Annotated in this window: 32 protein-coding genes, 1 tRNA gene and 1 pseudogene; 7 read left to right on the top strand and 27 right to left on the bottom strand. The window is 37.1% G+C overall.

Going from position 1 to position 25,483, the window contains the following annotated elements:
- Positions 1-113 precede the first annotated feature (113 nt).
- The 22 genes and pseudogenes from QI63_RS05195 to QI63_RS05100 form a co-directional block, all read right to left on the bottom strand.
- On the bottom strand, positions 114-473 hold the full coding sequence (locus tag QI63_RS05195; RefSeq protein ID WP_044014475.1) for a hypothetical protein: 360 nt from the start codon (positions 471-473) through the stop codon (positions 114-116).
- A gap of 363 nt (positions 474-836) precedes the next feature.
- Positions 837-1,274, bottom strand: a complete 438-nt coding sequence (locus tag QI63_RS05190) for a hypothetical protein (protein ID WP_235619792.1) — start codon at positions 1,272-1,274, stop codon at positions 837-839.
- 94 nt (positions 1,275-1,368) lie between these two features.
- On the bottom strand, positions 1,369-2,256 hold the full coding sequence (locus tag QI63_RS05185; protein WP_044014473.1) for a carbon-nitrogen hydrolase family protein: 888 nt from the start codon (positions 2,254-2,256) through the stop codon (positions 1,369-1,371).
- 152 nt (positions 2,257-2,408) lie between these two features.
- On the bottom strand, positions 2,409-2,510 hold the full coding sequence (locus tag QI63_RS13265) for a BrnA antitoxin family protein (RefSeq protein WP_235619827.1): 102 nt from the start codon (positions 2,508-2,510) through the stop codon (positions 2,409-2,411).
- A 23-nt stretch (positions 2,511-2,533) separates the two neighbouring features.
- Positions 2,534-2,656, bottom strand: coding sequence for a hypothetical protein (locus QI63_RS13405; RefSeq protein WP_255347336.1), 123 nt, complete (start codon positions 2,654-2,656; stop codon positions 2,534-2,536).
- Positions 2,637-2,882: pseudogene (locus QI63_RS05180) on the bottom strand (BrnT family toxin); the annotation flags it as partial. The pseudogene QI63_RS05180 and the gene QI63_RS13405, both read right to left, overlap by 20 nt.
- A 187-nt stretch (positions 2,883-3,069) precedes the next feature.
- Entirely contained in the window at positions 3,070-3,399 is a 330-nt protein-coding gene (locus QI63_RS05175; RefSeq protein WP_044014471.1) for a hypothetical protein, read from the bottom strand.
- A gap of 125 nt (positions 3,400-3,524) precedes the next feature.
- Positions 3,525-3,941 carry a putative toxin-antitoxin system toxin component, PIN family gene (locus QI63_RS05170; protein WP_044014469.1) on the bottom strand — a complete coding sequence of 139 codons (417 nt, stop codon included), beginning with the start codon at positions 3,939-3,941 and terminating at the stop codon, positions 3,525-3,527.
- The gene (locus QI63_RS05165) at positions 3,938-4,225 is read right to left on the bottom strand and encodes a type II toxin-antitoxin system RelB/DinJ family antitoxin (protein ID WP_044014468.1); all 288 of its coding nucleotides are present in this window, start codon (positions 4,223-4,225) and stop codon (positions 3,938-3,940) included. Before QI63_RS05165 ends, QI63_RS05170 begins: the two co-directional genes overlap by 4 nt.
- A 14-nt stretch (positions 4,226-4,239) precedes the next feature.
- A complete protein-coding gene (locus tag QI63_RS13125) occupies positions 4,240-4,476 on the bottom strand; it encodes a hypothetical protein (protein WP_215904705.1) in 237 nt (78 codons plus the stop codon).
- Positions 4,477-4,536: 60 nt separating this feature from the next.
- Entirely contained in the window at positions 4,537-5,406 is an 870-nt protein-coding gene (locus QI63_RS05155) for a DUF3810 domain-containing protein (protein ID WP_144389660.1), read from the bottom strand.
- 40 nt (positions 5,407-5,446) lie between these two features.
- Positions 5,447-5,866: a hypothetical protein gene (locus QI63_RS05150; protein WP_044014462.1), complete on the bottom strand. Its 420-nt coding sequence runs from the start codon at positions 5,864-5,866 to the stop codon at positions 5,447-5,449.
- The gene (locus QI63_RS12400) at positions 5,847-6,452 is read right to left on the bottom strand and encodes a PD-(D/E)XK nuclease family protein (protein ID WP_052185486.1); all 606 of its coding nucleotides are present in this window, start codon (positions 6,450-6,452) and stop codon (positions 5,847-5,849) included. The genes QI63_RS05150 and QI63_RS12400 overlap by 20 nt, the downstream gene beginning before the upstream one ends.
- Positions 6,452-7,354, bottom strand: coding sequence for a hypothetical protein (locus tag QI63_RS05140; protein ID WP_044014460.1), 903 nt, complete (start codon positions 7,352-7,354; stop codon positions 6,452-6,454). The genes QI63_RS12400 and QI63_RS05140 overlap by 1 nt, the downstream gene beginning before the upstream one ends.
- Positions 7,355-7,443: 89 nt before the next feature.
- Positions 7,444-8,025 (bottom strand): hypothetical protein, encoded by a 582-nt coding sequence (locus QI63_RS05135; protein ID WP_235619791.1) that lies wholly within the window; start codon positions 8,023-8,025, stop codon positions 7,444-7,446.
- A 44-nt stretch (positions 8,026-8,069) separates the two neighbouring features.
- Positions 8,070-8,528: a GNAT family N-acetyltransferase gene (locus tag QI63_RS05130; protein ID WP_044017081.1), complete on the bottom strand. Its 459-nt coding sequence runs from the start codon at positions 8,526-8,528 to the stop codon at positions 8,070-8,072.
- Positions 8,529-8,635: 107 nt separating this feature from the next.
- A complete protein-coding gene (locus QI63_RS05125; RefSeq protein WP_044014458.1) occupies positions 8,636-9,583 on the bottom strand; it encodes a hypothetical protein in 948 nt (315 codons plus the stop codon).
- A 48-nt stretch (positions 9,584-9,631) separates the two neighbouring features.
- Positions 9,632-10,549: a DNA-methyltransferase gene (locus QI63_RS05120; protein ID WP_002687479.1), complete on the bottom strand. Its 918-nt coding sequence runs from the start codon at positions 10,547-10,549 to the stop codon at positions 9,632-9,634.
- Entirely contained in the window at positions 10,536-11,429 is an 894-nt protein-coding gene (locus QI63_RS05115) for a HindIII family type II restriction endonuclease (protein ID WP_002687478.1), read from the bottom strand. The genes QI63_RS05120 and QI63_RS05115 overlap by 14 nt, the downstream gene beginning before the upstream one ends.
- 204 nt (positions 11,430-11,633) lie before the next feature.
- Positions 11,634-12,791, bottom strand: a complete 1,158-nt coding sequence (locus tag QI63_RS05110; RefSeq protein WP_044014453.1) for a hypothetical protein — start codon at positions 12,789-12,791, stop codon at positions 11,634-11,636.
- A gap of 88 nt (positions 12,792-12,879) precedes the next feature.
- Entirely contained in the window at positions 12,880-13,014 is a 135-nt protein-coding gene (locus QI63_RS13400) for a hypothetical protein (RefSeq protein ID WP_255347335.1), read from the bottom strand.
- Positions 13,015-13,400: 386 nt separating this feature from the next.
- On the bottom strand, positions 13,401-15,014 hold the full coding sequence (locus tag QI63_RS05100) for a Na+/H+ antiporter NhaC family protein (RefSeq protein WP_044014449.1): 1,614 nt from the start codon (positions 15,012-15,014) through the stop codon (positions 13,401-13,403).
- A 260-nt stretch (positions 15,015-15,274) separates the two neighbouring features.
- Between QI63_RS05100 and QI63_RS05095 the strand changes: the two genes are divergently transcribed.
- The 7 genes from QI63_RS05095 to map all read left to right on the top strand — a co-directional run bounded on the left by QI63_RS05095 (position 15,275) and on the right by map (position 20,998).
- Entirely contained in the window at positions 15,275-16,264 is a 990-nt protein-coding gene (locus QI63_RS05095; RefSeq protein WP_235619790.1) for a GGDEF domain-containing protein, read from the top strand.
- Positions 16,264-17,223 carry a GGDEF domain-containing protein gene (locus QI63_RS05090; RefSeq protein WP_044014447.1) on the top strand — a complete coding sequence of 320 codons (960 nt, stop codon included), beginning with the start codon at positions 16,264-16,266 and terminating at the stop codon, positions 17,221-17,223. Before QI63_RS05095 ends, QI63_RS05090 begins: the two co-directional genes overlap by 1 nt.
- Before the next feature lie 57 nt (positions 17,224-17,280).
- The gene (locus tag QI63_RS05085) at positions 17,281-18,177 is read left to right on the top strand and encodes a DUF368 domain-containing protein (protein WP_044014446.1); all 897 of its coding nucleotides are present in this window, start codon (positions 17,281-17,283) and stop codon (positions 18,175-18,177) included.
- Positions 18,178-18,209: 32 nt separating this feature from the next.
- Positions 18,210-18,749 carry a flavin reductase family protein gene (locus QI63_RS05080; RefSeq protein WP_044014444.1) on the top strand — a complete coding sequence of 180 codons (540 nt, stop codon included), beginning with the start codon at positions 18,210-18,212 and terminating at the stop codon, positions 18,747-18,749.
- Between the two features lie 104 nt (positions 18,750-18,853).
- Positions 18,854-19,264, top strand: coding sequence for a hypothetical protein (locus QI63_RS05075; protein ID WP_044017075.1), 411 nt, complete (start codon positions 18,854-18,856; stop codon positions 19,262-19,264).
- Positions 19,233-20,153 carry a J domain-containing protein gene (locus QI63_RS05070; protein WP_052185484.1) on the top strand — a complete coding sequence of 307 codons (921 nt, stop codon included), beginning with the start codon at positions 19,233-19,235 and terminating at the stop codon, positions 20,151-20,153. The genes QI63_RS05075 and QI63_RS05070 overlap by 32 nt, the downstream gene beginning before the upstream one ends.
- Before the next feature lie 80 nt (positions 20,154-20,233).
- A complete protein-coding gene (map, locus tag QI63_RS05065) occupies positions 20,234-20,998 on the top strand; it encodes a type I methionyl aminopeptidase (RefSeq protein WP_044014443.1) in 765 nt (254 codons plus the stop codon).
- Positions 20,999-21,019: 21 nt separating this feature from the next.
- On the opposite strand, the gene QI63_RS05060 is transcribed toward map, so the two are convergent.
- The 5 genes from QI63_RS05060 to QI63_RS05040 all read right to left on the bottom strand — a co-directional run bounded on the left by QI63_RS05060 (position 21,020) and on the right by QI63_RS05040 (position 25,375).
- Positions 21,020-21,760, bottom strand: a complete 741-nt coding sequence (locus QI63_RS05060) for a rhodanese-like domain-containing protein (RefSeq protein ID WP_044014441.1) — start codon at positions 21,758-21,760, stop codon at positions 21,020-21,022.
- Positions 21,761-21,824: 64 nt separating this feature from the next.
- Positions 21,825-23,987 (bottom strand): methyl-accepting chemotaxis protein, encoded by a 2,163-nt coding sequence (locus tag QI63_RS05055; RefSeq protein WP_081984407.1) that lies wholly within the window; start codon positions 23,985-23,987, stop codon positions 21,825-21,827.
- Positions 23,988-24,222: 235 nt separating this feature from the next.
- Positions 24,223-24,627: an acyl-CoA thioesterase gene (locus QI63_RS05050; protein WP_044014439.1), complete on the bottom strand. Its 405-nt coding sequence runs from the start codon at positions 24,625-24,627 to the stop codon at positions 24,223-24,225.
- A 79-nt stretch (positions 24,628-24,706) separates the two neighbouring features.
- Positions 24,707-24,779: transfer RNA gene (locus QI63_RS05045), tRNA-Lys, on the bottom strand.
- Positions 24,780-24,820: 41 nt separating this feature from the next.
- The gene (locus tag QI63_RS05040) at positions 24,821-25,375 is read right to left on the bottom strand and encodes a DUF4143 domain-containing protein (RefSeq protein ID WP_235619789.1); all 555 of its coding nucleotides are present in this window, start codon (positions 25,373-25,375) and stop codon (positions 24,821-24,823) included.
- Positions 25,376-25,483 lie beyond the last annotated feature (108 nt).

Raw genomic sequence — 25,483 nt, 5'->3', positions numbered from 1 at the left:
AAATCTGTATTTATGGTTTTTGCTGGAATAAAAGCAGTAAACTTACATAAATATCTTTATCCATAAATTGCGGCTTGTCTGAAATGTCAGTATTGAAGCAAGTGTTAGAAGTTTTATCTTTCTCCTTTTCTAATACCAAACGCAATCATTCCGATAAAGAACCATAACGCTACTGATAATATATTAATGATAATAAATGGCAGGAGCTTCTTTTTCTTAACTGAAAACCCTATTGGAATTATTGTCCCTAAAATGATAATAACACTCATAAAATTATCAAGTAAACTATGCTTTGAAAGAATAAATAATGGAACACCAAGTAAAATTATTAAATAGTCCTCTTGTAACATTTCGATGTATGTAATTGATCCATCAGATATTTTGTAAATACATAATGATAATACAAATAAGAATAAGAAAATAAAGAAATAAATGCTAATAATACTAACTTTATTTTGTGTTAATTTATTCATTTGTCTGTTCCAGTTCTATAATCTGATTTGAGATAAGTAAAGTCATATTCTTTCCATTTTTTCCAAGCTACGTTTTTATTATACCCCGTCGCTATAACATTTGCTTAACCTGCATTTTTGCATACGTAAAAATATCGGCTTCGAAAACGATATTATGTGATTATTTATGTATCTAATTCATAGATATATAAAACATTACTATCTAAATCAAATAAAGCTACTGTAAAATTAAATGAGTATTTCCAATGTAATATAAAATCTGGATTTTTATTTTCAGGATTCTCAAATTCATCTAAACGATTTATGAAATAATAATAATAGTTTTTTGTTTTAGGGAAAACCATTCTTTTATCATGTATAAAATTAATGTTTTTTATCCGGATATGTATTAAATAATGTTCCTACTCTATATTCCAATTCAATTTTCATGTATCCATCATATTTTTCATTTGGAGTTCTTTCTTTTCCAAGACGGCACCATGATATTCCTGCGGTATATGGCATATAACCAAAACTGTATTTTTCAAAATAATCAAAGTTCTTTTCAAAATAGTTTAATAAAGATTCAGGTTTTGAATATTTTAAAGAAAGAACTGTATGGATAGGAAAAGAAAGAAGAAAAATTATAAAAAGAATTGAAACAATACCATAAATACCAAATCTATTATTTTTCTTTTTAGAAACAGCGTTCTTATTTGAGATTTTATTTTTAAGTTCTATAATACCAAAAATTATTCCGGCTCCAGGAAGAATGAATACGAAAAAATAAAATGATATTAGTAAAAAACCATCAAAAACCATTTTTTATTCTCCAAACATTCCAGAGGGGTATCCGGGTAACAGGCAGTTAAGCTGGGAAACGGGCTTATCCCGCTTGTCAGCGTTGAAGCAGGTGTTAGGTTGTTGATTTTCTATAATCATTACGGATAAATGGATCGTGCTTTTCTTCCGATAATAAAATCTTATATTTTGCCGGCTGCCGGTATGCGTTGCCATGAACTTCTCTATTTCTATACTTTCTTAATTCTTTTATATCAAAAGTTGCCATATATATTCCTTCTTCCTCTCCGGCTTCTATTATTAATGTATCTCGCGAATATGGTTCATCAATGTTATAGGCAATGCCGTCAAATGCTGTAGAATGACCATTACAATCAGGTTTTCCTTTTGGATAATTAACAGTTGCAATGCCAACCATATTTTCAAATGCTCTTGCTCTTAATTGTGAAATTCTATTAATTTCCATTGGACATGCATTCGGTACAAGTATTATTTCTGCACCTTTGAGCATGAGTATTCGTGCACTCTCAGGAAATTCTCTATCATAACAAATCATTGAACCTATTTTTATACAACCATGATCTGTATCTAATACAGATACATAAAAATCATTACCAGGCATTAAAACTTTTTCATTTCCAAAAGAACATGTATGTACTTTTGCATAGGTATATAGTTCTTTGCCAAATCTATCAAACAGACATATACTGTTTCTTGGTAATGGTTCATACTTTTCAAGAAATGTTATACCGATAGCCATTTGTAATTCTTTCGCTAAATCCGAGAATAAACGTATAAACGTATCATTTTTATTAATTGCTTTACTTTTTAATTCATTTACAGATTCAGGTATTTCGTAACCAATACTCCACATTTCAGGAAATAACGCTATATCTGCCCCAATGTTTTTTGCTGTACGACAAGCTTCTATGCCGATATGCATATTTTCGACAAGGGATTTTCCGGGCATTAATTGTAATAAAGCTATCCTAATCTTACTCACTTGCGTATTCCTTGATTGTTTTGAATCTTATCAACATAACGGGGCGGCGAAGGGACGCGCAGCGTCCATCCAACATTCGCTTGACCTGCATTTGCGGCTTATACGCAATGTCAGGTTGAAGCGGGTGTTAGACGATTCTTCTATCCTACAATTCAATTTACCGCATAATGCTTTGCATACTGAGAAAGTACTTCATTCATCATAGTCTGATATTTTGTATTATTTTTCTTTGCTTCTGCTTTGAAAAAATTAATACAATCAGAATCTATTGAGATTGTTATTTTTTCTTTTGTTGTTTTTTTATAAGCTCTGCTGGTGAAGGAAGAAAATCCGTCACTAATACAGCAGAATCCAATGCTTCCATTACTGCTTTTTCGGGATTACTGTAAATGCTTTTCATAGAGTTTCTTTCCTTGGCGCCAATATCCTGCACCGAAAATCCTAATATTCTGACCGCGCATTGTAAAACGCACTGTCGAAATTCCTTCGTCTGTTTTTCCAATACAAAAATAACGTTTTTCTGAAACAGAATGATTTACATCTTCTAAAATCATACGGTTTGTATCAAAAAAAGCATCCTGCGCTTTTTCAAAAGAAACCTTATGCTTCCGTATGTTTTCAGCGTTTTTATTTTCATCTCATTCAAATGTCATATACATCTATATTATACATACTATTTTATGTATTTGTCAACACAAAATATTTCATAAAAGCGGTGAGTATGTGATGTAAGAAAGCTTTTTAAGCTGAATCTTAAAGTTCAATTTATTTTTTCAGCAATCTTGACTTACTGAAAAGATACTTCTTTGTTTTTTAGTCGGCATATGCAACCACAGCGGATTCAAAAATTCCATTATCATCAAAATAAATATATAATTCCCACATAGCAAGAAAACCATCAGATTTTAACCAATAAGAGACTTCTGTATCTTTAATTCGTCCTTCAAGTTCTGGTGTTCCAAGCAAATCAAATATTTCAGCTCTTTTCGGTTTATCTTCATTTAATTTTTTAATAAGCGAATCGGTCATATAAAATCGATTTTTTTCTCTCATCCATTGTTTTTTGTTAAATGGAATTTGCTTTTGTGAACATGAAACAAATACTATACAAAATAATATAAATATAATCGTAATTTTTCTCATTTATTATCCCATTATAGCGCCCTAGTGGGAGTCCGTATAACATTCGCTTGACCTGCATTTGTGGCTTGATCTGCATTTGTGGCTTGACCTGTTTGTCAGCGTTGAAGCGGGTGTTAGACGTTACTTTAATTTTTTTCAAGTATATCCATTAATTTAGCCGGTGTTACTATAAAATATTTTTCAGGAAAATGTTTTCCATTCCCTGTAACCAAAAATGTATCTTTATCTCTTGTTGTCAATGTAACTGCATAAAATATTACATCTTTCGGATCCGGCATTTCTTCCTTGACTTCAACAATATTTCTTACTTCTAATCCATTATTGACTATATCTTTTATTAAAGCTGATACAATTTCCTCAGATAATTTAAATTTTTCTCTTCTTAAAACTTCATAGTATTCTTTTACTATCTCCGAAGAGTATACCGGTACTATTTTATTTTGAGAAAGATATTTTAATATTTTTACAGTTGGAGCATTTTCATTTCGTGTTATCAATGCAGAAACCAAAACATTTGTATCAATAACAACATATTTTTTCATTTACCGAATACCTGTTTTCTCGTTTCAGCAATTTCTGCATTTATTTCTTCAAGCGACATTTCCGGAACATTATTGTCTTGAATACTTTTTCGAACTTGATCATATATTTTCCATCTGATATTTTCTTCTCGCAATTCAAACGGTAATCCTCCCACAGCAATACTTTTCTTGAAAAAAATTCTTATTGCAGTCGGTAAATCCAACCCTAAATTTTCATATATTCTTGAAACATCTTCTTTAATTTCGGAATCGACTTTTAACTGTACTAATGTTGCATTTGCCATAAAAATCTCCATATCTATGCATACTTCAGTATTATTATAGCATTATTTTTTAATATAATCAAATGGTAAAAGGAAAAAGTTGCCCACAGGGCAATCCGTATAACGGGGCGGCGGATAAGCTGCAAGAAGCGAGAAAGCTGTAAGCTTTTGAGCTTCGCCGTCAGCTTAATCCGCATGCTGGACAGCGCTGTGCGCCGGATGACAGGCGGAGGTTCCGCCGCCCGTTGAACGGACGCTACGCGTCCGTTCAACAATGGGTTGTACCGTAGCGGGCTCGACCCGCTGTCGGCTACGAACCTTTGTTATGCTATTTATTCATACTCTCGTATATGTTGATTTTTTCTTAATTCAAAATATCCGCCGAAATTCTTATTTGTAGCTTTTTTAAAATCTTCATTTTTTTCTAACTCTTCTATTTTATAAAACTGATATTCTTCATCGGAAATATTTGAAATTTCTGCTTTATAATATTTTGAAGCTACTTTTTTTGAAAATGGATATTTTTTAGAAAGGTGAACTGTAAAGAAATATTGATTTCCATCAATCATGTAGATATAAAAAACAGGTCTTCCACTTGGAACATATTGAGGATCAAATAATTGATCAATTTGACGACCTAATCCTTTTTCCAATTGTGAAAAGAATTCTTTAGAAGTTTTTTGTATGTGAGAATATGGATTTGTATCATCGCAATATTCTTTTTGCTCATTATTGTATATAAATACATAAACTTGTTGATTTTCACCTTCAAATGGATATTTTCCGACTTTTAATTTATATTCTTCAATTAAATTTCCATAATAACTTAGATGTTGAAGCCTTACTACATCACAGTCATCCTGATACGCTTGTTCTAGAAGTGTAATTCCTAAATAAATGGATACGATACAAGCTAATAAGCTTACTATGGATAATAAAAAATAGATTTTTACCGTTTTCTTTTTTATAAGTCTTACAATTGCGACTATAATGAATACAAAAAATAGAATTACAAAAATAGCAGCAAGTGCAAACAAAATTCTTCCAATTAACATTTTTTTCCTCTTTTTCTTACTAGGTATCCCAGTGCGGGTGTCAGCATAACATTGTTTTAAACCGCAAACGGGATCAGTCCCGTTTGTCGGCTTTGAAAACGGTGTTATGTGTTGTTTTTGTTTTAATTTCCTAAAACCGTTTTCCACAAAAAAAGTTCTAATTTATGTAGTTTTTCAAGAATTCTTTTCATATCAAGATAACCGTTTTCATCCAAAGAGATTGATCAATTTTTACAATTGCCATTGAAGCTCCTGTTCCAAATCGTTTTGGTTTCTTAATGAATCCTTTATAATCACTTTTTTTAACAACATTTATTATCTGAGTATAGGCCTCATTTCTTGCAAAACTTCGATTTTTTGTCTTTTTTATATCACACAATCGAATTTGTAAATCAAATTCATCAAACTGTAAATATAAAGTGCCGTAAGTCCATTCGCACCAGTACCACCACATTCCATAATATTGTTTACTTGGACTATTCACTAGTCTCCAATATGCACTATCTAATTCTGGAACTAATATATTATAAAATCCTTTTACATATTCACTTTTGTTCTTCTTTTTAAGAATATCTTTAAAAGGAATATTAAATACAGAATCCTGCAAATTTTGCTTCTTTTGTATTTTCGCTTTGTAATCCAAAAAAAATTTGATTTGAAATTTCGTATTTATCAAAAACATTTAAAAGTGCGATTCTATTTATGATTGTATATTGAGCTTTAGAAACTCTATCCCTTTCATTGGGTGTAATATCACCAGATTTATAATAAACGAATGAAAAATGATTATCAAAATCAATTCCGTGCTCACTTTCATACCATTCTCTAGCAATTTCTTTGTATCTGATTAATTGATTATGATGTTCAGAAGTTCCTGTCTTATCTTCAATAATTAAATGAAATGTATCATTAACTGTTATCCATAAATCAATATTTTCCGATTGCCTGTATATTTTTATAGAATTTATTTCTGATGGACAAATACTGCCTAAAAATTTTTTTAAGCATTCTTTCGCGCAACTGTTTAATATTTTATCTTCTTTCTCATTTTTCTTTTCGGCCCATTTAAAAAACCATGCTAAAAAAGCATCTTGAGATAATGCAGTCCATATAACATGACTTTTAAACCGCAAAACCGTAGGTTTTGTCGGCTTTGAAAAGCATGTTATACGTCTACATAAGGTATTTTTCATCACTCTTCATCATATCTACTAATATATTGTACTATTTTATATTTCCCATTTATTCTCTTTATTGCAAAACTTACATAGTTAATTGGGTGTGAATATTTTAATTCAACAAAAATAGTATTTTCATCGTATTTATCAATACCATCATTAAAAAATGTATTAATATAGATATCAAAAGGAGCTGTTTGATAGCTTAGCACTGTATAATCCCAAAACAATATATTGATATACTCTTTTCTATCAATACCTGAATCAAAATATGTATCAATTATTTCATCGAATTTTTTTTGTCCAAGTAATCTATAGAATCCGATTAGAATTTTCCGTATTTTTTCTTCTTCTATATTATTTAAATGTTGTCTATTCATTTTCTGTTTTTTTTGTTCTATTATTGCTTTTATAATATCAAAATCTTTTAATTTTACGTATTTTCCTTTATCATATGTGTAAGGAGATTGATATTCTGAAATATTATGTATTGGCATAGTTGAAAAAGTTTCATATTCATAAAATTGTTTATCGTTAATTTCATAAGTTATCCCATTTTTTAATTTTGTAAATCCCCAAAAAATAATATCATTTTCTATATGTGTTATGCTAAATTCTGATAAATGAGATGATAGATATTCTTTTGTTAAAACAATTTCTGGTAAATAAGAACCAACATAATTTGTATAAAAATCCCTCTCTTCTTTCGTAAATTTTGAAATGTCATAAGTATATCTTCTTACTTTATCTAAATTAATAAACTCAGGAAATTCATAGTGAAATTCTTTTTCTATAGATTCTATAAATGTATTTAATTTAAAACAATACTCATATTCTAAAGAGCCATATTGATTTTTCTGTGCAAATAAATTTAGAGGTAAAATAATACTAAAAATAACTAATACATATTTTTTCATTTTTCTTTCCCTATCACCTCAAAAGATTGTGCGTCTAACATTCGCTTAACCTGCATTGCCGTAAAGTCAATGTCAGGTTGAAGCGGGTGTTAGATTTCCTTTTTCCATTCTTTTATTATTTTCCCTTTTTGACAAATTATTGTTTCAATTGATGTATCGAAAGCGATAATAGTTATTATTGCATAATTGATAATATCAGCTATATCCTTAATCTCTTCTGAAATTATAATGCCTTTTTTTAATGTTATAGTATTTAGGATTAGAGCAGATATAAATCCTACTAGATAGATCAATAATTTTATAGTAGAACAAAAAATTGAAGTTGCGCAGCTTGTAATTATTTCTGACTCTTCTTTTGTAAATATATTCATCAGAAATCGTTTAAAATAATACCCAGGTAAATTTCTTCCTCGAATCAATAGAATACAAAGTGTAACTATAAATAAATAAAGTGAAGCATTTGAATCCAATTCAGTAATAGTTTGTATATGAATATACATTTCCCATAATATACAAGAAATAACCATTGCTATAATAAACATAAATATATTTCCTGAAATTATGAATAATATTTTATTAATTATTCTTATATTATGATTCTCAGTATCATTTTTAATCTTAATATATGAGATAATTGCACAGCAAAATGTAACAATTAAAATTAATAACATAATTACCAATATATTATTCCTCTTCTACCAGAAAAACCAACCTACTATAATTTCTTTACAACAAAACTGATGTTTCGTTTATAGCCGGCATTTTTATAGAATCGTTCTGCTTCTGTATTTAATTCCCAATATGATAACTCTATTTGCGTTGCCCCTATTTTATTCGCATATTCTTGTAGTGAATTCATTAACTTATTCCCATAACCTAGATTTCTGTATTCTTTTTTAATACATATGTGTTCAATTTGAATACCTTTATAAGCTTTCCTAAATGGATTCTCCATGTAATTTTGTTCAAAGAATAAAACATATCCATACTCATTATTCTGATCGCCAATAATATATGCATGATAATTATCTTTTGACAATTGTTCCTTCACATACTGTAAAACAGAGTCATATGAATATGGCTTGAAATATTCTGGATATCTCTCATAATGCAGATTCTGAACAGATTCATTAAGTTTAGCAATCTTATCTGCATCTTTTGATTCTTCAATCATACTCTTTATCATCTTTTTCCTTAGCGCCGTAAGGCATCCATCTAACTAACGCTTAACCTGCATTGCCGTAAAGGCAATGTCAGGTTGAAGCAGGTGTTAGGCGTTTTTTATTTTATTTCAACTAGTATTATAGCTTGACTATACACGTCATAGAAGCCACGAATATATTTCGGAGCAATCGTACTTTCTAAATGTATACAATATTTAGTACCAGTAAGTAAATAAACAAAGGCACAAACATCTGAAATAAATTTTTCTTTTTGTTTTCCAAAATTAATATTTTTATATGATACTTTATGAAAAGAATCAATATTACCTCTTATTACAATTGCACATATATCATTTTTCTTTTGATTTATTTCAATAATGTCAAGATACTTCTTATAAACAGAAAATAAGAACTCATATCCATTATAAGAATTGTCATATTTAATTAGTGTTATCTCTACACTTTCTCCAAAATACGATGAAAGAAGCGTTTCAATTTGTTTTGTAATTATTAATTGATCTTCCTTTGAAACATCTTTGATAGCACTTAAATAATCATTGGAAATTATTATTTCAAGTTTCAATAGCTGATCGAGTTTTTGTGAAGTTAGTTCAAAACCTATAGATTTTACTGATAGTGATTTTTGATAGTTGTATTTAATATTTCTGATCCAATCAAAATCATAAAATATTTGATCCAAATCATTATACGAATATGTTATGGTTTGTTGCAATCCAGTTTGAATTATAGGCAATATAGTTAATGCAATTCCTAATAATCCAAAGATAAAGCTGATAATAAAAAAAATATTATTTTTTCTTTCTGATTTTTTACTATTTGCGTCAAAATGTCTATATGATTCAGCAATCTGTTTATTCGTTGGTTCAATGAGAAGTTTCTTTAAAGAATCGATATTATCATATAAAGGTTCAATCTCTTTTATTTCTATTTGTAGTTTTGTTAATGTATCAAGAATATCACTCTTAGTTCCATTAGGTAAAGAGCTAGATTTAATGGTCTCGATATTATCTTCAATGGCTTTTATTTGCTTATCCAATTCTGACATAAATATCACCTTTTTACTATGTACTGCTTAAGCGGGTGTTAGACGTTTTTAAGTAAATAATGTCATTTGCCGTTCTTTTGCAACTTCCTCAAGCCGTTTAATTGAGGTATTATAAAATGTTTCATCTTGCTCCATACCGATATAGAGGCGGTTTAATAGAGTTGCAGCCACTAAGGTTGTACCGCTGCCGCAAAAGGGATCAAGAACGATGTGATTTTCACTTGTTGTGAGTTCTATAAGGAGTTTCATGAGATTTAACGGCTTTTGTGTTGGGTGCAACCCTGTGTCCGAAATAGTTGACTCCATGAAAATATTGTTATTCGGTTCTAATCCATAGTTTTTAAAAATATGCTCATTATATGCACCAACCTCATAGTCCAGCATATTATCTGCAAGTGTTCCTCCAACCTTATAAGGTTTTTGAAACCATAAAATAGGTTCAAAAACAGGGCGCAAATTTCCAAGTTTCCACCCAGCCCACTTTTCAGCAGAAAACATATCTGCACGCCGCTCATATACAACACTTAAGCGTTGAGCACGATGAGCAGCTTTCCCCTTATTCCAGGCTATCATATCTTTAAACGTAAATCCTGAATCTTCAAAAGCACATATACAACGTGGGCTTAATCTCCTGCCGGCAAAGACAAAGGTACTTGCTCCAGGTTTTAAAACTCTCAGCCATTCTCCAGCCCATTCTAAAACCCATTCATAGTATTGTTTACCTATTTGCCTATCTTCTTCGGACCAGCCGTTTAAAGGCTTACCTCTTTTCTTAAAAACAGCACCACATTTTTCTTGTGCAGGGCTGCACCCGAGCAAAGCACTATTTGTATTATTATGAAGTACATCCCAATCATCAAAACTAATACCGTATGGAATATCACTTAAAATCAAGTGTATCGAATTATCAGGAATATTTTTTATGAGCTGGATTGAATCTCCTTTATAAATCTTATTTATATCCATAATCTTTCCTCAAGGAATCTGTAAACTTTGTAATAGCTGCAATTTTTTCATTGAGCTTTAAGGACACAATCAACTCATTTATTGCTTTTTCTCTGGAGTATGTTTGTATCTCTTCAATTTTCCGTTTCCAGAAATCTATTTCAGCTTCACCACGTTCTATCATTGATTGTTTAAATAAAGATAAATGAGCTTCAAAAGTATCGTCTGAAATATGCATAAAATTACAAATGTTTTTATTTTGCGGAATAAAAAAACAATTATTTTTATCGGCAACAGATGTATCTCCGCTTATGACTGAGCTTTGATTCCATAAAATAGAAAGATTGATTTTTTCTGTTTCTTTCATATTATTTTGCAAAAGGATAGAAAAATATTCCCATGAAAATAATGAAACATTATTATTTAATGCTTGTCCATAGATTTGGCTTACTGTCTTAGGATATTGAAAATACGGACATACCAACACTGAATAATCGTGATCACCTCGCCAATGATCCATTGATTCAACTTTAAAGTCTTTTTGATTTTTTGCAGTTCGGCTCAATCGAAATGATTTTGCGTCCCCTACAAGTGAATAATCATGATAGATGCTCTTTGCTTCTATATCGGCGCTATTACTGCGTTCTTGTAATACGATGGCTTTAAGTCCAAGCTCATGGAAACACTTCGCAAGTATTATATCCGAAACTTTTGAATACAATTTTTCTTCTGTTGAATCGTGTCCTATACATTCAGGAATTGTTCCGATTTCTGTAATAAGCGGCATAAAATCTTTCTTCGAGCAGTTAAATATTACTTTTTCAAGTTGATTACCTGCTTCTTGAAATGTCATCGTTGTTGCTAAGTCATTAATAAGACTACATAACTCATTAAATTTCATATTTTCTGATTATAAAACACTTTTTACTTTTATTTAAGAGGCATATTAAGTATTACTATATAATACGTCTAACTGCCGCTTAACCTGCATTTGTGCCTTTGCTGACGCGCAAAGCGGCGGCAAAGTTGGCGCGAAAGTTGCGGTGCCGTATAGGCACTTTAAGCAACTTTCGTGACAAAACAAATGTCAGCGTTGAAGCGGGTGTTAGGTAGAAAATATTTTTTCCTTAAATTTAGTCATTCGATCTTCAGAAGAAGCTCGTTTAGGAAAATTAATTAGTTTATTTCTTTCATTTTGAACAACTGACTTATCATAAAGTTTAATTATATCATGTCTTATTGAATCAAAAATAGACATATCATATTCATTGTAAAACATTCTTTCGTTAATAAAATATAAATCATCCTTCATAAATTTTATTTTTTTATCAGAAAAAGTATCAAATACTTCTGGTGAAATATACCAATTTTCTGAACTCATTAATAGAGCCTCACAGAAATTTAATATACCCAAATCATCTTCCATTTGCTTTACAATTTTTTTATTAATATCTGCAGGATCATTTTTAGGTAAAATCATCAATATTTCTGTTCTATCATTTTCAGGAAGTATACAAAAATGAAATGCAAGTAAAACATCATTTAAATAATAGTAATACCCAGCATCAAGTGCACAAGGTAGCTTTATCGCCCATCTTTTTCTTATTATATAAAAACAGATATCCTCATGAGACAAAACTGATTCATCATCAAGTTTTTTTGATTTCGAAATAGAATCAATTAACATATTTATATTTTCTATTTCAACTTTGATATAGTTTTCAATTTCATGATATTTTTTAAATTTGCGACTTGCTTCTTCTTTATATAAATGTGTAAGTTTGTTTATGCAAATATTTAATTTTTTTGAAATTAAATTTACAAACTTAGTCAACCAGATAGTGGCAAAATCATTTTCATATTCCTTATAATAATTATGATAATAAAGGTGTTTATATAAAACTCTTTTAAATTGAAACAATAAATCATAATAAGTATTTAAGCCATTGCAATCAATATTGTAATATTCAGAATCATGATTTTTGCAAAAACCTGAAAACCCAGAAGCCTTTTGAATTCCAATTGATTCGATACTAAGATATTTTTGATTTTTTTTCCTTTTTGATACAATACCAATTAAATGCCCACCTCTACTTATATTCATTAAATACCGCTTTTCAGAAATAACATGTGAATAAATTGCTTTATTTTCGCAATCTTGTATTATACATTTATTACTACAACGTCCTAAATATGAATTATATTTTTTCTCTTTCTCTGTATCAAAGTTTAATTGCTCAATTTCTGATGTAAAAAGATTCATATATTTATATCTCCAGTGCTATCAACCTAACGGGGCGGCGGATAAGCTGCAAGAAGCGAGAAAGTCTTTAGACTTTTGAGCTTCGCCGTCAGCTTAATCCGCGTGTTGGACGGCGCTGTGCGCCGGACGACAGGCGGAGATTCCGCCGCCCCGTTGAACGGGCGCGAAGCGTCCGTTCAACACCTTTTCGACCTTTCCTCATAATATCATGGGAACGCCCCATTTGCAATCTAAACTATTGGGGATTAAAACAACAACATCTTTCTACCATAATATTCGCCGAAACAACTCATTGACAGACAGATTAGGCCTATCTTCATTAAATGGAACAAGGCTTCCAATAAGTACATTGCAAATAAACAGTAAAAAGCATGATATGTGACAGTACATTGATCTTTACGATATCGGATTTTAAAACGGCTTTGTGCAGGGAAGACTGAATAATCACAGGAACAATGTGACGCTGCCCCTGCTTGCCGGTTTCTTTATTTGTAAGGAGGGAGCCATACCCCGGCACGTTGCATCGAGGTGTGTTGATTTTTCCATCGGCGAGCTTGGGGAAGTAGTTATAGCCATCCCCAAGCTTAGTCCGGCATATTGCTTGCTACTTTACCCCTTCGTTATCTTAGGCAGAAGAATCATGCCACCGGTAAACACGACTAACACAGCGAGCCATGCGGAAAGAATGTTCATAAAGATTCCGCCGGTGATAAAACCTGCTAACGAACACGTTGCGACAAAAAGCGCGTAGGGCATTTGTGTTGCAACATGTTCCAAATGCGGGCAGGCTGCTCCGGTAGAAGATAAAATCGTTGTGTCTGAAATTGGTGACGCATGGTCACCGAAGACGGCTCCGCCGAGAACTGCCGAAATACAAATAAAGACGGCATTAAACGCAGCGTTTTGCGCTAATCCGGCGTTTTCCGTCAATCCGACGGCGATCGGCATAATAATCGGAATCATAATACCGAACGTACCCCAGCTGGTGCCGGTTGCAAATGCAATAACCGCTGATAGCGCAAAAACGATTGCGGGGAGTATCCACAACGGGAAGGAACTGTTCACAACCAGCTCAGAAAGATAGCGCCCCAGTCCTAAACCGCCGTCTGCAGGAGATGAGCGTATAACCGTTCCGATTGACCACGCCATCGTCAAAATAATGAGGGCGGGAACCATAGATTTTATACCGTCACGGACAGCTTCACTGGCTTCTTTTAGATTCATAAGGCGGCGTGCAAGATAGTAAAGGTATGTAACGGCTAAGGTAAAGATAATGGCATAAAAAAGCGCATAGGATGAATCGGTATTAATGAAAGCGTCGCGGAGACTCATCGATGCGGCTGCTTGTGATATATTGGTAATTGTCGTGCCGTCTATAGCGTTAATCCACGAAACGGCAGGAAAAAAGGCAATGGCGAAAACAATAAGAAGCAAAATGGGCAGCAGCATATCGATCGGCTTTGCTCGGGTCGTCTGCTCTTCGGGAATATCACCGGAGATAACGCCGTAGAGTTCTTCGTTCCAGAGGAGACCGGATGTTCTTGCTAAGTCCTCGGATTTTTTCATTGCACCGAAATCCGATTTAAAAAAGATGATGACAAGAATCATCAGAATCGTCGTCAGTGCGTAAAGGTTGTACGGAATAGCGCGGATAAAAAATTCAAAATCACTCATGCCGAGTTTACCGAATCCTTCGGAATTTCTCACGATGGACATAACGGTAACGACCCAGCTTGAGACAGGCGCCAGAATGCACACAGGGGCTGCGGTGGAATCCAGAATATACGCAAGCTTTGCACGCGGTACCTTATGTTGATCATTTATTGGGCGCATAACAGTTCCAACGGTTAAAGAGTTAAAATAGTCGTCTATAAAAACGATTAGACCGAATATAAACGTTGCAAACTGGGACGCGGTTTTGTTTTTCAGTTTTTTGGACATCCATAATCCAAATGCCTGTGCCGCTCCCGTTTTTGATAGCATACCAACCAGTGCCCCGAGCAATCCGCAAAATAGGAAGATGCGGATATTCCAGCCGTCAGCTAAGGAACCGGCGAGCAGATCCGTTAGTCTCATAAGCGCCGCAGCAGGATTTCCGCCGGCAACGATAATACAACCGGATAAAATCCCCAAAAAAAGCGAAACGATAACGTCTTTTGTGATGAAAGCAAGCGCGATAGTTAAAACGGGGGGTATGATGCCCCACATTCCAAAGTGATCCATAAAGATATAATGCTCCTTTTTTATCAGGGTTTAAGATAAGTTAAAGAAAAGAAGATCTCCAAAGAACTTCCCACGGTTTTAGAAATATCTGTAAACGCATTGTAACATATATTTGATATCTGTACAGTAGGGGAGCATGACACTTCAGGTATGAAAATAAGGCTATAATCCATACCGATAAATTGGAAAACGTAGTTACAATAAAAAAATTGCGTACTTTATTAATGACTCCCTGTTCGTTTTGTGATATAGTACAGGGTATGCAAGAAATACCATTATCAGCGGACTTGGCTCTTCAAGCAAAAACTTTTTTACAAAAGACTTCTTTCTTTTCAGGGTGGACTGATGAAGAATTAGACGAAATTATGATGCATTGTCAGGCAAATGAGTTTGAGGACGGCAGCATAATATTCACCCCCGAAGAGAACGGATCGAAGGTTTATCTGTTGCTGAACGGCAGTGCGGAAGTGCTTTCTCCCGATAAAAAGACCGCATTGGCTGAATTTGTTGCCGGGGAATTATTCGGTGAAATTACCTTGCTTACCGGTAAACCGCATGATGCGTATGCAATAGCACACAAACAAGCCCGTGTTTTGGAATTTCCCAAAGATGGGGTTCCGCTCGAAGCCTTATTCCACGATAATCCGCGGATACTTGCTCATCTCTTTCAATCATTGTTGATTTTTACCTCGCAACGTACCCGAGCCGCCAATATGCTCATTAAAGAGAATTCGCCGGTTGTACGCGAACTGAGGAATCAGGTCTATAGCGATAAGCTTTCAGGTCTCTTTAACCGTACCTATTTAGAAGAATCTTTTGCAGAGTTTTGCAAAGAACCTTTTGCGCTCATTATGATGAAACCGGACAACTTTAAGCAGATCAACGACAGTTTCGGGCATGAAGCAGGTGATACCGCGCTTATCTTTATTGCCGGCCATCTAAAAAAAGCTTTTTCGGAAAATACCGTTTTAGTGCGTTACGAAGGGAATGAATTTGCGGTCCTTACCCATGTGTATACCGATAAGGACTCTGCGCGAGCATTTGCAGAGAAAATTAAAAATGAGCTGGAAACATTGGATCTTTCTCATATTTTTAACGGGGAGAAAATCTTTTTAAGTATGAGCCTCGGTGTTGTTCTTTTCCCCCAGCACGGTAAAATTTATACCGATATTGTAACGCGATGTTCCGGTATACCGCTCATAGGCAGACAACGCGGCGGTTCGATGATTTTATTTCCGGAGGATATATAATGCTCGAAGTAAAACAGCGGTGGCTTGAAGTTTTGCGCAAAACATCTATTTTTTCACGCTTAACCCCCAATCAAATGGCAGTTGTTCTTTCTTCCCTCTTTTATTGTGAGGTAGAAGCAGGTCAGACCCTCGTATATGAAGGCGAAATCGGTTCGGAGCTTTTTATTATAGCGCAGGGATGTATATCGATTTCGGTAAAATCGGGAGAAGAAAACATCGAACTGGGACGGCTGCGTTCCGGTGATTTTTTTGGTGAAATGTCGCTGTTGGAGCAAACAGCCCGTTCAGCTTCTTGTACGGCGGTGGAAAACACCTCCTGCTTTATGCTTAAAGCACGTGACTTTTCTCAGATTATTGTAAACGATCCTGTTATTGCCGTTTCCATCTTACAGCAAATGCTGTCGAGTACGGTTTCCCGCCTCTTGCGGACAAACAGCTTTTTGACGCAGGTTATCCAGTGGGGTGACGAAGCCAAAAAGCGCGCTATTACAGATCCCTTTACCGGGCTCTTTAACCGCCGTTATCTGGATGACAATATCGGAAACCTTATCCGCCGGAACACTGAAACCACCGGCGCCAGTTTTGCAATGGTGGATGTTGACCGTTTCGGCACTTTGAATAAGACCTACGGAAGTGTATTCTGCGACAACATTTTACTTGCAATTACCGATGTATTTAAGAAAACCTTTGACCATCAGGATACACTGATACGGTACGGCGGCGATGAGTTCTGTTTTATCGTCGGAGGAAATTTTGAACGTGCCGAAACGCTCTGTCGAAATGTCTGCGAGGGAGTAAACGCCATCAGATTTAACGAGCATCCTGAGCTGGCTGTTTCCTGTTCAATCGGCTTAGTTCCCTGCGCCCATAACGATAATGTGCAAGATATACTCAAGCATTCCGATGAAGCATTGTACTGTGCAAAAGAACAAGGCCGGAACCGTGTGTGCACGGCTTAGTGTAGTAGAAATGTGCTGCTGTGGTATCAATATGAAAAAATATAAGGTTTATACGGTATGATTTCACTACTAAAACTTTTCTGCATCGGAGTATTCATTGGAATTGCCAATGTTGTGCCCGGAGTTTCCGGCGGCACGATTGCGGTAATTTGTAATGTCTACGATAAACTAATTATATTGAGTTCGCTTAATTTTAAACGGATAAAGGAGGCTTGGCAGGATATTCTTTGCCTTGCCTTGGGAATCGGTGCGGGGATTGTGCTGTTTGCAAAGGTGATTACGCTGCTATACCGCGCGTATCCGGCGCAGACCAGTGCCTTTTTTATCGGGATTGTGGCGGGAAGTATACCGTTTTTGTTCCGCAAGGTTCGTACCGGCATTCCCGCTGCAGCAGTTGCAGAGAATGGTTCCCTAAAATCCGGATGGCTGTATGGAACGCTATGCTGCGGAGCGGTCGGTTTTGCGCTGATGCTGGGAATGTTTTTCTTACAGCGCCGCGGTGTACAGGCAGCTGCCGTTGTTACTGTTTTTTCGCTGCCGTTTGCGGTTAAATTAGCGCTAATGGGAGCTTTGGCTGCGGTTGCGATGCTGATTCCGGGTATTTCCGGCTCATTTGTGTTGTTGATTCTCGGCGTATACCCGACAGTGCTGCAAGCGGTCGCGGATTTTAATATGCTATTGCTTATACCTATTGCGCTTGGCGTTGGTGCAGGGCTCGTTGTCGGAGCACGGCTGATTGCCGTATTGCTGGAACGCTTTCCTGCACCGATGTATGCTTTTATTCTCGGCTTGGTTGCGGGTTCGATACTTTATCTCTATTCGAGTACCAGTTGTCAGCCTTTTACGATGCGGCTTGTTTCCGGAACGGTATTTCTTATCGGTTATATAACCGTCTCATTCTTTTCTAAAAGAGGGGAAGCAATGGAACAGAAAGAAGATGTCACCGATGAGTAATAACCGTATATCTTTTTGAGTGGGAGGAATGTATGTTTGAATCTTTACAAGTAACACCTGAATTAGTAGACAAGGTAATTAAACCTTTTTCTGCGTTAGCGGAGCACGGGGTATTGGTCAGTGCCGGACATGGAACGGAGCGCGGCGAGTGGAATACTATGACCGCATCGTGGGCATTGATGGGGCATTTATGGAACCGGCCGATGGTTGCTTTGTTTATCAGACCGCAGCGGCATACTGCGGTATTTGCCGAAGAAGAAGATTACTTGAGCGTGTCCTTTTTGGATACTGCCGATGAAAAAATGTGCGAAGCCCTTAAAATTTGCGGCACTGTTTCGGGAAGAGATGAAGACAAGGCTGCTCGTGCAGGGCTTACGCCGGTATTCCATGACAATACCGTTATCGGATTTGAGGAAGCGAAGCTTACCATATCATGCCGGAAACTCTATCGAAGTCAATTCGATATGGATTTGTTTTTAGATCCGCAGGTTATTATCGACTGTTATCCCAAGAAAGATTTTCACTACGTCTATTTCTGTGAAATCCGCGATGCCTACCTTCGCAGCAACTAGAACACTGATATACGATAAGCAATCATGTCTGGCAAAGTAGATAAAAATCGCAGGATAATGAAGGTTGCTTGCACAAGAGATTTATTTTTTTTATTATATCGCTTATGACAGCAGTATTGGTATATTTTGATAAAGGGAAAACAGCTCAAACCAAGCTTTTTCTGGAAGCCTTAAAAGAGGGAGCTCATAGTCGGTGCGATGAGTTCCATATTTTGGATGGATATGCACTGACCGATACCGATCGGCTTAATATGTATGGGTATGTTGCCGTTTTCTGCGCCGAAAAACCGCTTTTTACCTCCAAACCCGATTCTGCTGTTGTAACTATCCTAAAAGAACACGGCCTAAAAGAAGGCTGTAAAGGCTGCGTTCTGACCGTAAGCCGCGGCTTGTTTTCGGATAAATTTACCCGGAATGTGATGAATGCATTGGAAAGCTGCGGTTTTATGATTGACTACTTCGATACATTGCGGAATGCTGCGGATGCTCGCCGTGCGGGGGCAAATATTGGGTAGTAAGGCGGAAAGCGGACAGCAGGATAGCGAAGAAGGATGCAGAAATCGATCAGCTCATCAAGTTCTAGAAATAGAAGATTATTATAAGATTTTAGATATTTCTCCTTCTGCTTCGACCCCAGAAATCAAACGGGCATTTAGAAAAAAAGCTAAAGAATTGCATCCCGATATTCCGCATAATATTCGGAATACCGGCGGTAAAAAAGCAAATGAGCAGGCGCTGATGCGGCTTATCCGCGCCTATGAAGCATTGCTTGATGTAAAACGTCGGGCGGAGTTTGATTTTTTCTATAATAAGACAGCCAAAAAAGGTGAAAGTTTTGATTACCGCACATGGTTAAAAGAACGGGCGGATCCTGAAAGCAGAGCTACGCTGATTTTTTTTGACCTTTTCCATAATGCAGAAGACGAAGCGGTACAGGAGTTTTTACGGCTCCGGTCAGTACAGCCTTCGTTTTCGCTCCGCCATTACTTTAGCAGGGGAGATTTTATGGATTGCGGTTTTGTTCTTGCAGAGGAATTGTATTTCCGCGATCATTATTATGAGTCTTTTTTGCTGCTTGACCGGATTATCCGCGAAGAGCAGAAGCAGGCATATTTCCGCCATTTTTTCCCCGAAGTGCTTATCTTAGCCCGCAAGCTTATCCGCGAGAAACTCATCTATACTCTTGCCGATGATTTACTGCTCGATTGCTGCGAAGCCGCGCTGGATTTTGGGTTGAGTAAAGCGGATAATGCAGAGATATTAAAAAAGATGGCGGAAATTTATTACCGGATGGGTGATTTTAGCACCGGTGACGGATGCGCGGCGGCGTCCGTGCGTATGAATCCCCGTATCCGCGGTATAACGAAGTTGAAAAAAAACTATCAGCAGCAGCTTTGGCGTTAACGGTGTGCCGGATATCCTTAACACAAGATAACCGGTGTATCCTCCTAAGACGATAAGGCTGCGCAAAAGGTAAGGAATATATGATACGGATTAAGACAAAGGAACAGATAGACGGTATCCGCCTATCCTGTAAGGCATTGGCGCGGCTCTTTAAAGAGCTGACTCCTCGTGTACAGCCGGGCGTAACCACTAAAGCGCTGGATGACTTTTGTGTTGAGTACATTAAGAGCATCGGCGGTATTCCCGCATGGTATGCAGAAGATTTTCCGGGGGCAGCCTGTATCTCCATCAACGAAGAAGTTATTCACGGCATTCCCAGCAAAAAGAAAATCGTACAGGAAGGAGACCTCGTATCGCTGGATATCGGTATTGACCTCAACGGATACATCAGCGATTCCTGCGTAACGGTACCGGTCGGGAAGGTAAGCCCTGAACGAGCCCAGCTCTTAAAGGTTACTACCGATTGTCTCTATGCGGGTATCGCCGCTTGTCAGGCGGGAAAGCGTGTAAATGCAATATCCCGCGCGGTGTACGATTTGGCACGGCAGTATAAATACGGCGTTGTATATGAATACTGCGGCCATGGGGTCGGGCTTAAAGTACATGAAGAACCGAATATTCCGAACGTACCGGAGCGCGGCGGGCCAAATCCTCGGTTGGTACCCGGCATGGTGATTGCGATTGAACCGATGATTAACCTCGGTACGGCGGATGTTAAAACCCGCGCCGACGGATGGACGGTTGTCAGCGCCGATAAGTCCTGTTCCTGCCACATGGAGCACACGGTTGCCATCTTTGAAGACCACACCGAAATTTTAACCCAACTTGCCCCCGGTGAAGTGTAAGTAAACGCGGCGCATTTTGCGTTATTTTATCAATTCAAAGGCTGAGTATTCTTTTGTTCCGTCTAAACTGTTTATCACCGTGTATCCTGCAGCCGCTAATTTTTCCGCAAGGGCAAAAGAGCGGTTGCCGGAATAACAGTAGGTCAGTACCGGTTTGTCTTTAGGCAGTTTGGGGAGTAATTCAGCGACGGTATTCGCATTGCCCGATATCGCGCCCTTTAAATGCGAAACGGCATAGTCCGCAGGTTCCCGGGCATCGACTACCGAATAGCTTCCGGTATTTACCAACTCCTGCATCTGCTTTCCCCGTACATTTGCGACTTTTGTGAGCGATTTATAAGAATAGCTGCCGACTCCATCCGCATTGAACAGTTTTTTAAATCCGTTCTTTTGTAAGATTTCTGCAGCTGCCCGGCTCCGTCTTCCGCTTCTGCAAATAACGATAATATTTTTATCCTTGCAGTCTGCAATATCACTCAGTCTGTTACCGATATCGTTAAGGCTGATGTTGATTGCGTAGCGAACGTGCCCTGCATCGTACTCGTATTTTTCACGCACATCGATAACAAGATACTGCTCTTTTTCCGCCTTGTCGTTCATAATGGTGTCCAGCGCGGCACCTTTCATATCAGCAATCTCCGCAGTACCCTGTGAATCGCTTTTTCCTTCTTGCGCTGTACAGGCATTTCCCGACAGCATAATACAGACCAGTGCATATATAAGGGCATTTATCTTTTTAAGCTCAATTTTCCGACTATACATTTCAAACTCCTCTATGTCAGGATGTAGTAAAACAATCCGGTGGCGGTACCTTATGTTTTACATATTACACTTTAAACTTTGAGACTTCTTTTGCAAGATTCTCAATGCTATGCTTATTTTTCTGCGTAATCTCGCTTACTTCCTGCACTGCATTGTTAATCTGTACTGCGCCTGAGGCCATCTCGTTCATACTTTGGGTGATGATGCGGGTCAGGTTGTCGAGCTTACGCATCTCTTCTGCCACTCCTTCCCCGCCTTTCAGCATTTCTTCCGAACCGGCTTGCACTTCTATTGTTACCGTATTAATACTCTTAATAGCGGTGAGTACCTCTCTGCTGCCGTTTTCCTGCTCCCGCATCGCTTCGGTTAGGTTGGCACTCATTTCTTTTACCTGCTCGGCAAGGCTGAAAATTGCGTTAAATTTTTCTTCTACTGTTTTGGATGAAGTGGAGAGTGTTTCGATTTCACCGCTGAGCGCTTTCAATGTAGTGGTGATGGTTTTCCCTTGCATCGAAGATTCTTCTGCGAGTTTGCGGATTTCGTCTGCAACAACGGCAAAGCCTTTACCTGCCTCTCCTGCATGAGCTGCTTCTATTGCGGCATTCATTGCAAGTAAATTGGTTTGCGAAGCAATATGCTGAATAACACTGCTGGCTTCCATTAGAGAACCGGATTCTTCTGCAATCTTCTGTGTTACAGTGTTAGAGGTAACAAGTGTTGCTTTGCCGTCGCCGGTCGCTGTTGTAAGACTTTTAACTACGTCATCGGTTTTTCCGAGTGTTTGTCCGATAGAGGCGATATTTGCAACCATCTCTTCTACAGAAGATGAAGATTGTGCGACACTTGCAGCCTGCGTGTCAATACTGGCGTTCAGCTGCTTAATAGTTCGGACAATTTCTTCAATGGTTGATGCCGTTTCGGTAACGCTGGCAGCCTGAGTTAAAGCTTGCTGTTTAACACTGTCGATGTTTGCACTAATTTGGTTGACGGCACTTGCCGTTTCGGTCATATTTGATGCAAGTTCATCGCCGATTTCTTCCATTTTTTGACTGTTAATTCCGACTGTCCGGATTGATGTGCCTATTTTTGTAATAGTTTCATTAAAATACGCTGCCATATCCGTGATTTCGTCATTTCCTATCAGCGGCAAACGGACGGTTAAGTCGCCTTCGCCTTGGGCAATATCCTGTAAAGCGGAAACAGCAGTGTGAATAGGTTTTACGATTGTATGGGTAACCAGATACACCACAACAATCGCTGAAAGCAAAATAATCACACCGATAATGAGCATAGAAAACTGGAGTGCATAGACCGTTCCTAAAAACTCCTTGACAGGTGCACGTACAACTACGGACCAATTTACCGACGCGATTTTAGCAAATGAGGCAATATAGCTCTCCCCTTCATAGGTATAATAGTCAACACTGCTTGTCGTCGTAGTTAGTACTTGCTGTAAAAACGCTGCAGTAGACGCCAGTGAGGCATTAGTCTTAGCTTGTTCAATAATATTAGCTTGATTTTCTACCAGAGAAGAATCTTTGTCAGCTATAATAACGCCTTTATCATCTAAGATATAGCAATTGCCGGTTTGACCGATCACGATGTCTGCAATATCACCGGAAAGCAACAAACCTGAAATATCTGCGGAGAGAACACCTGCAACGGCTCTGTTTTCATCATAAATAGGAACAGAGAGGACAGCGATCAATTCACCAGTCGCGCGTGATATATACGGAGCAGAAAAATACTTCTTTCCGCTTAAAGCTGCACGGAACCACTCACGGTCGTCAACGGTTACCAGCGAACCGTCAGGAAGGGTACATTTTCCATTTATATCGCTGAAATTCATTTCCTTGAGGCGTGTGTTAAAAGCAACCTCTCGAGTCAAAAAGTCTGCTTTTTCTTTTACAGAGACATCGGCATCCCTCAAAAGAGGCATACGGGCAATACCTTCAATAAACTGTAAAAATGCAGTAATCCGTCCGTTAATAATTTCTGCAGTATCATTTGCCTTATCGATAAGATGCGTCTCTATTTTTTCGAGAACCGCTCTACGCGCTGTATGTACGGCAAGAAATCCTTCAATAGATGAAGCAAGTGCGATCAAAAGACCGAAAATAAGAATAAGTTTCTTTTTTAAAGAAAAACGATTTCGTGTCTTTTTGGCGGCGGGCTGCGCCTTCTTTGCTTGTCTTGGGTGGGTGTGGATGGTACTTTTTTCGTTCATTTTGTCAAAACTCTCCTTATTATGACAAAAGATTACATCCGCCTATCTTGTCCGCCTTTTAGAAGGTAAAAAATAAGCGGATCCACGTGTATATTGCGTACACATGAAAAGTATAGCCCTTTTGCCGATATGTGTCCAGCAAGCAATGAGTAATGGTGGTAAAGCAAATTAAATCTAAAGAAAAGTTCTAAAAACAGAGGCTCGAGAGATTTTCTATAAAATAAAAAATTATGAACTAGTTTTTCTCTGGGACAAGGCCGCCAACAAAATACTTGTCCGGTAGTTTTGCGGGCTTACCGGTTTTATCTACACAGCCCCACGAAACTTCGGCTTCAGCACAGACAAAACCCTCCGGATTTGTGATTACCTGCCGGAAAGTTCCCGAAAGTTTGCCGAGTTTGATGGGCGTAACGTCAATACGGAGTTTATCGTAAAGCCGCGCAGAATATTTGTAATGAATGTCGATATGTGTTACATAAAGCATATAGCCTTCATCGATGAGTCCGACATAATCAAAACCGATACGGCGTAGGTATTCCATACGGGCGTACTCCAAGTAGTTTAAATATATGGCATTGTTTACATGATTATATGCGTCCAGTTCGTAGCTGCGAACTTCTACTTCTATTGGGGCTATCATAATTTTTGTCCTCCTCGTGATTTATCATAGCGAAAGTAATAGCGTAAAAAAAAAGACTGCAAGCCCCCTTGCAGTCTTTTGAGCTATGATGGATTCGAACCATCGACCCACGCCTTAAAAGGGCGTTGCTCTACCTACTGAGCTAATAGCCCATATCTTGAAATAACAGGGCGAGTATATAGGATATTGAGTGCTATGTCAAGTATCGCTCCTGTAAATATTTTTGTTTTGAACCGATTTTTTCCAGCATATATCGTTTTAATAAAAATGTGCAGAAATACGGGAATGTATAAAATTTACCATTAAATCCAATGTTCTTTGCACAGAGTTTTATTCCGTAATGAATATCCGGATATTTTTCTTTTTCTATCAGATTTTTAAGCGAAGCCGTAGCGCTGTCAGTTGCCTTTACTTCTACAGGAACAAGAGATTCGGCATCGCGGATAAAAAAATCCATTTCAACGGTAGATTTTTCATTCTTGTAATAAAAGAGTTCATATCCCTGTTTTACCAGCATATCGCCGACAATGTTCTCAAAGATTGCGCCTTTGTATGTGTTGAAATTTTTGTTCTGCCGTAAATCTGCCTGCGCCTCTTCATCCAGGGCTGCAATCAAAATTCCCGTATCGTGATAATAGATTTTATATTCCGTCGGATTATAATTGCCTCTTAAAGGCAGTTCCGGCTGCGCAAGATTGTAACACACATTTACAATTCCGGTATCTTTACGGCGGAGTTTGTAATCCATGACCGTATACTATCACGTTTTATCACATTTTTCCAGCATTATTCGAGGTAAAAATCACATTTTTCCAGATATTTTATGGTGATTTATCACATTTTTCCATAGACAAAT

This window comes from Treponema sp. OMZ 838 (assembly GCF_000775995.1).
Lineage (GTDB): Bacteria > Spirochaetota > Spirochaetia > Treponematales > Treponemataceae > Treponema.
The sequence above is the reverse complement of the archived record's forward strand: the minus strand, read 5'-3'. Positions and strand labels throughout refer to the sequence as shown.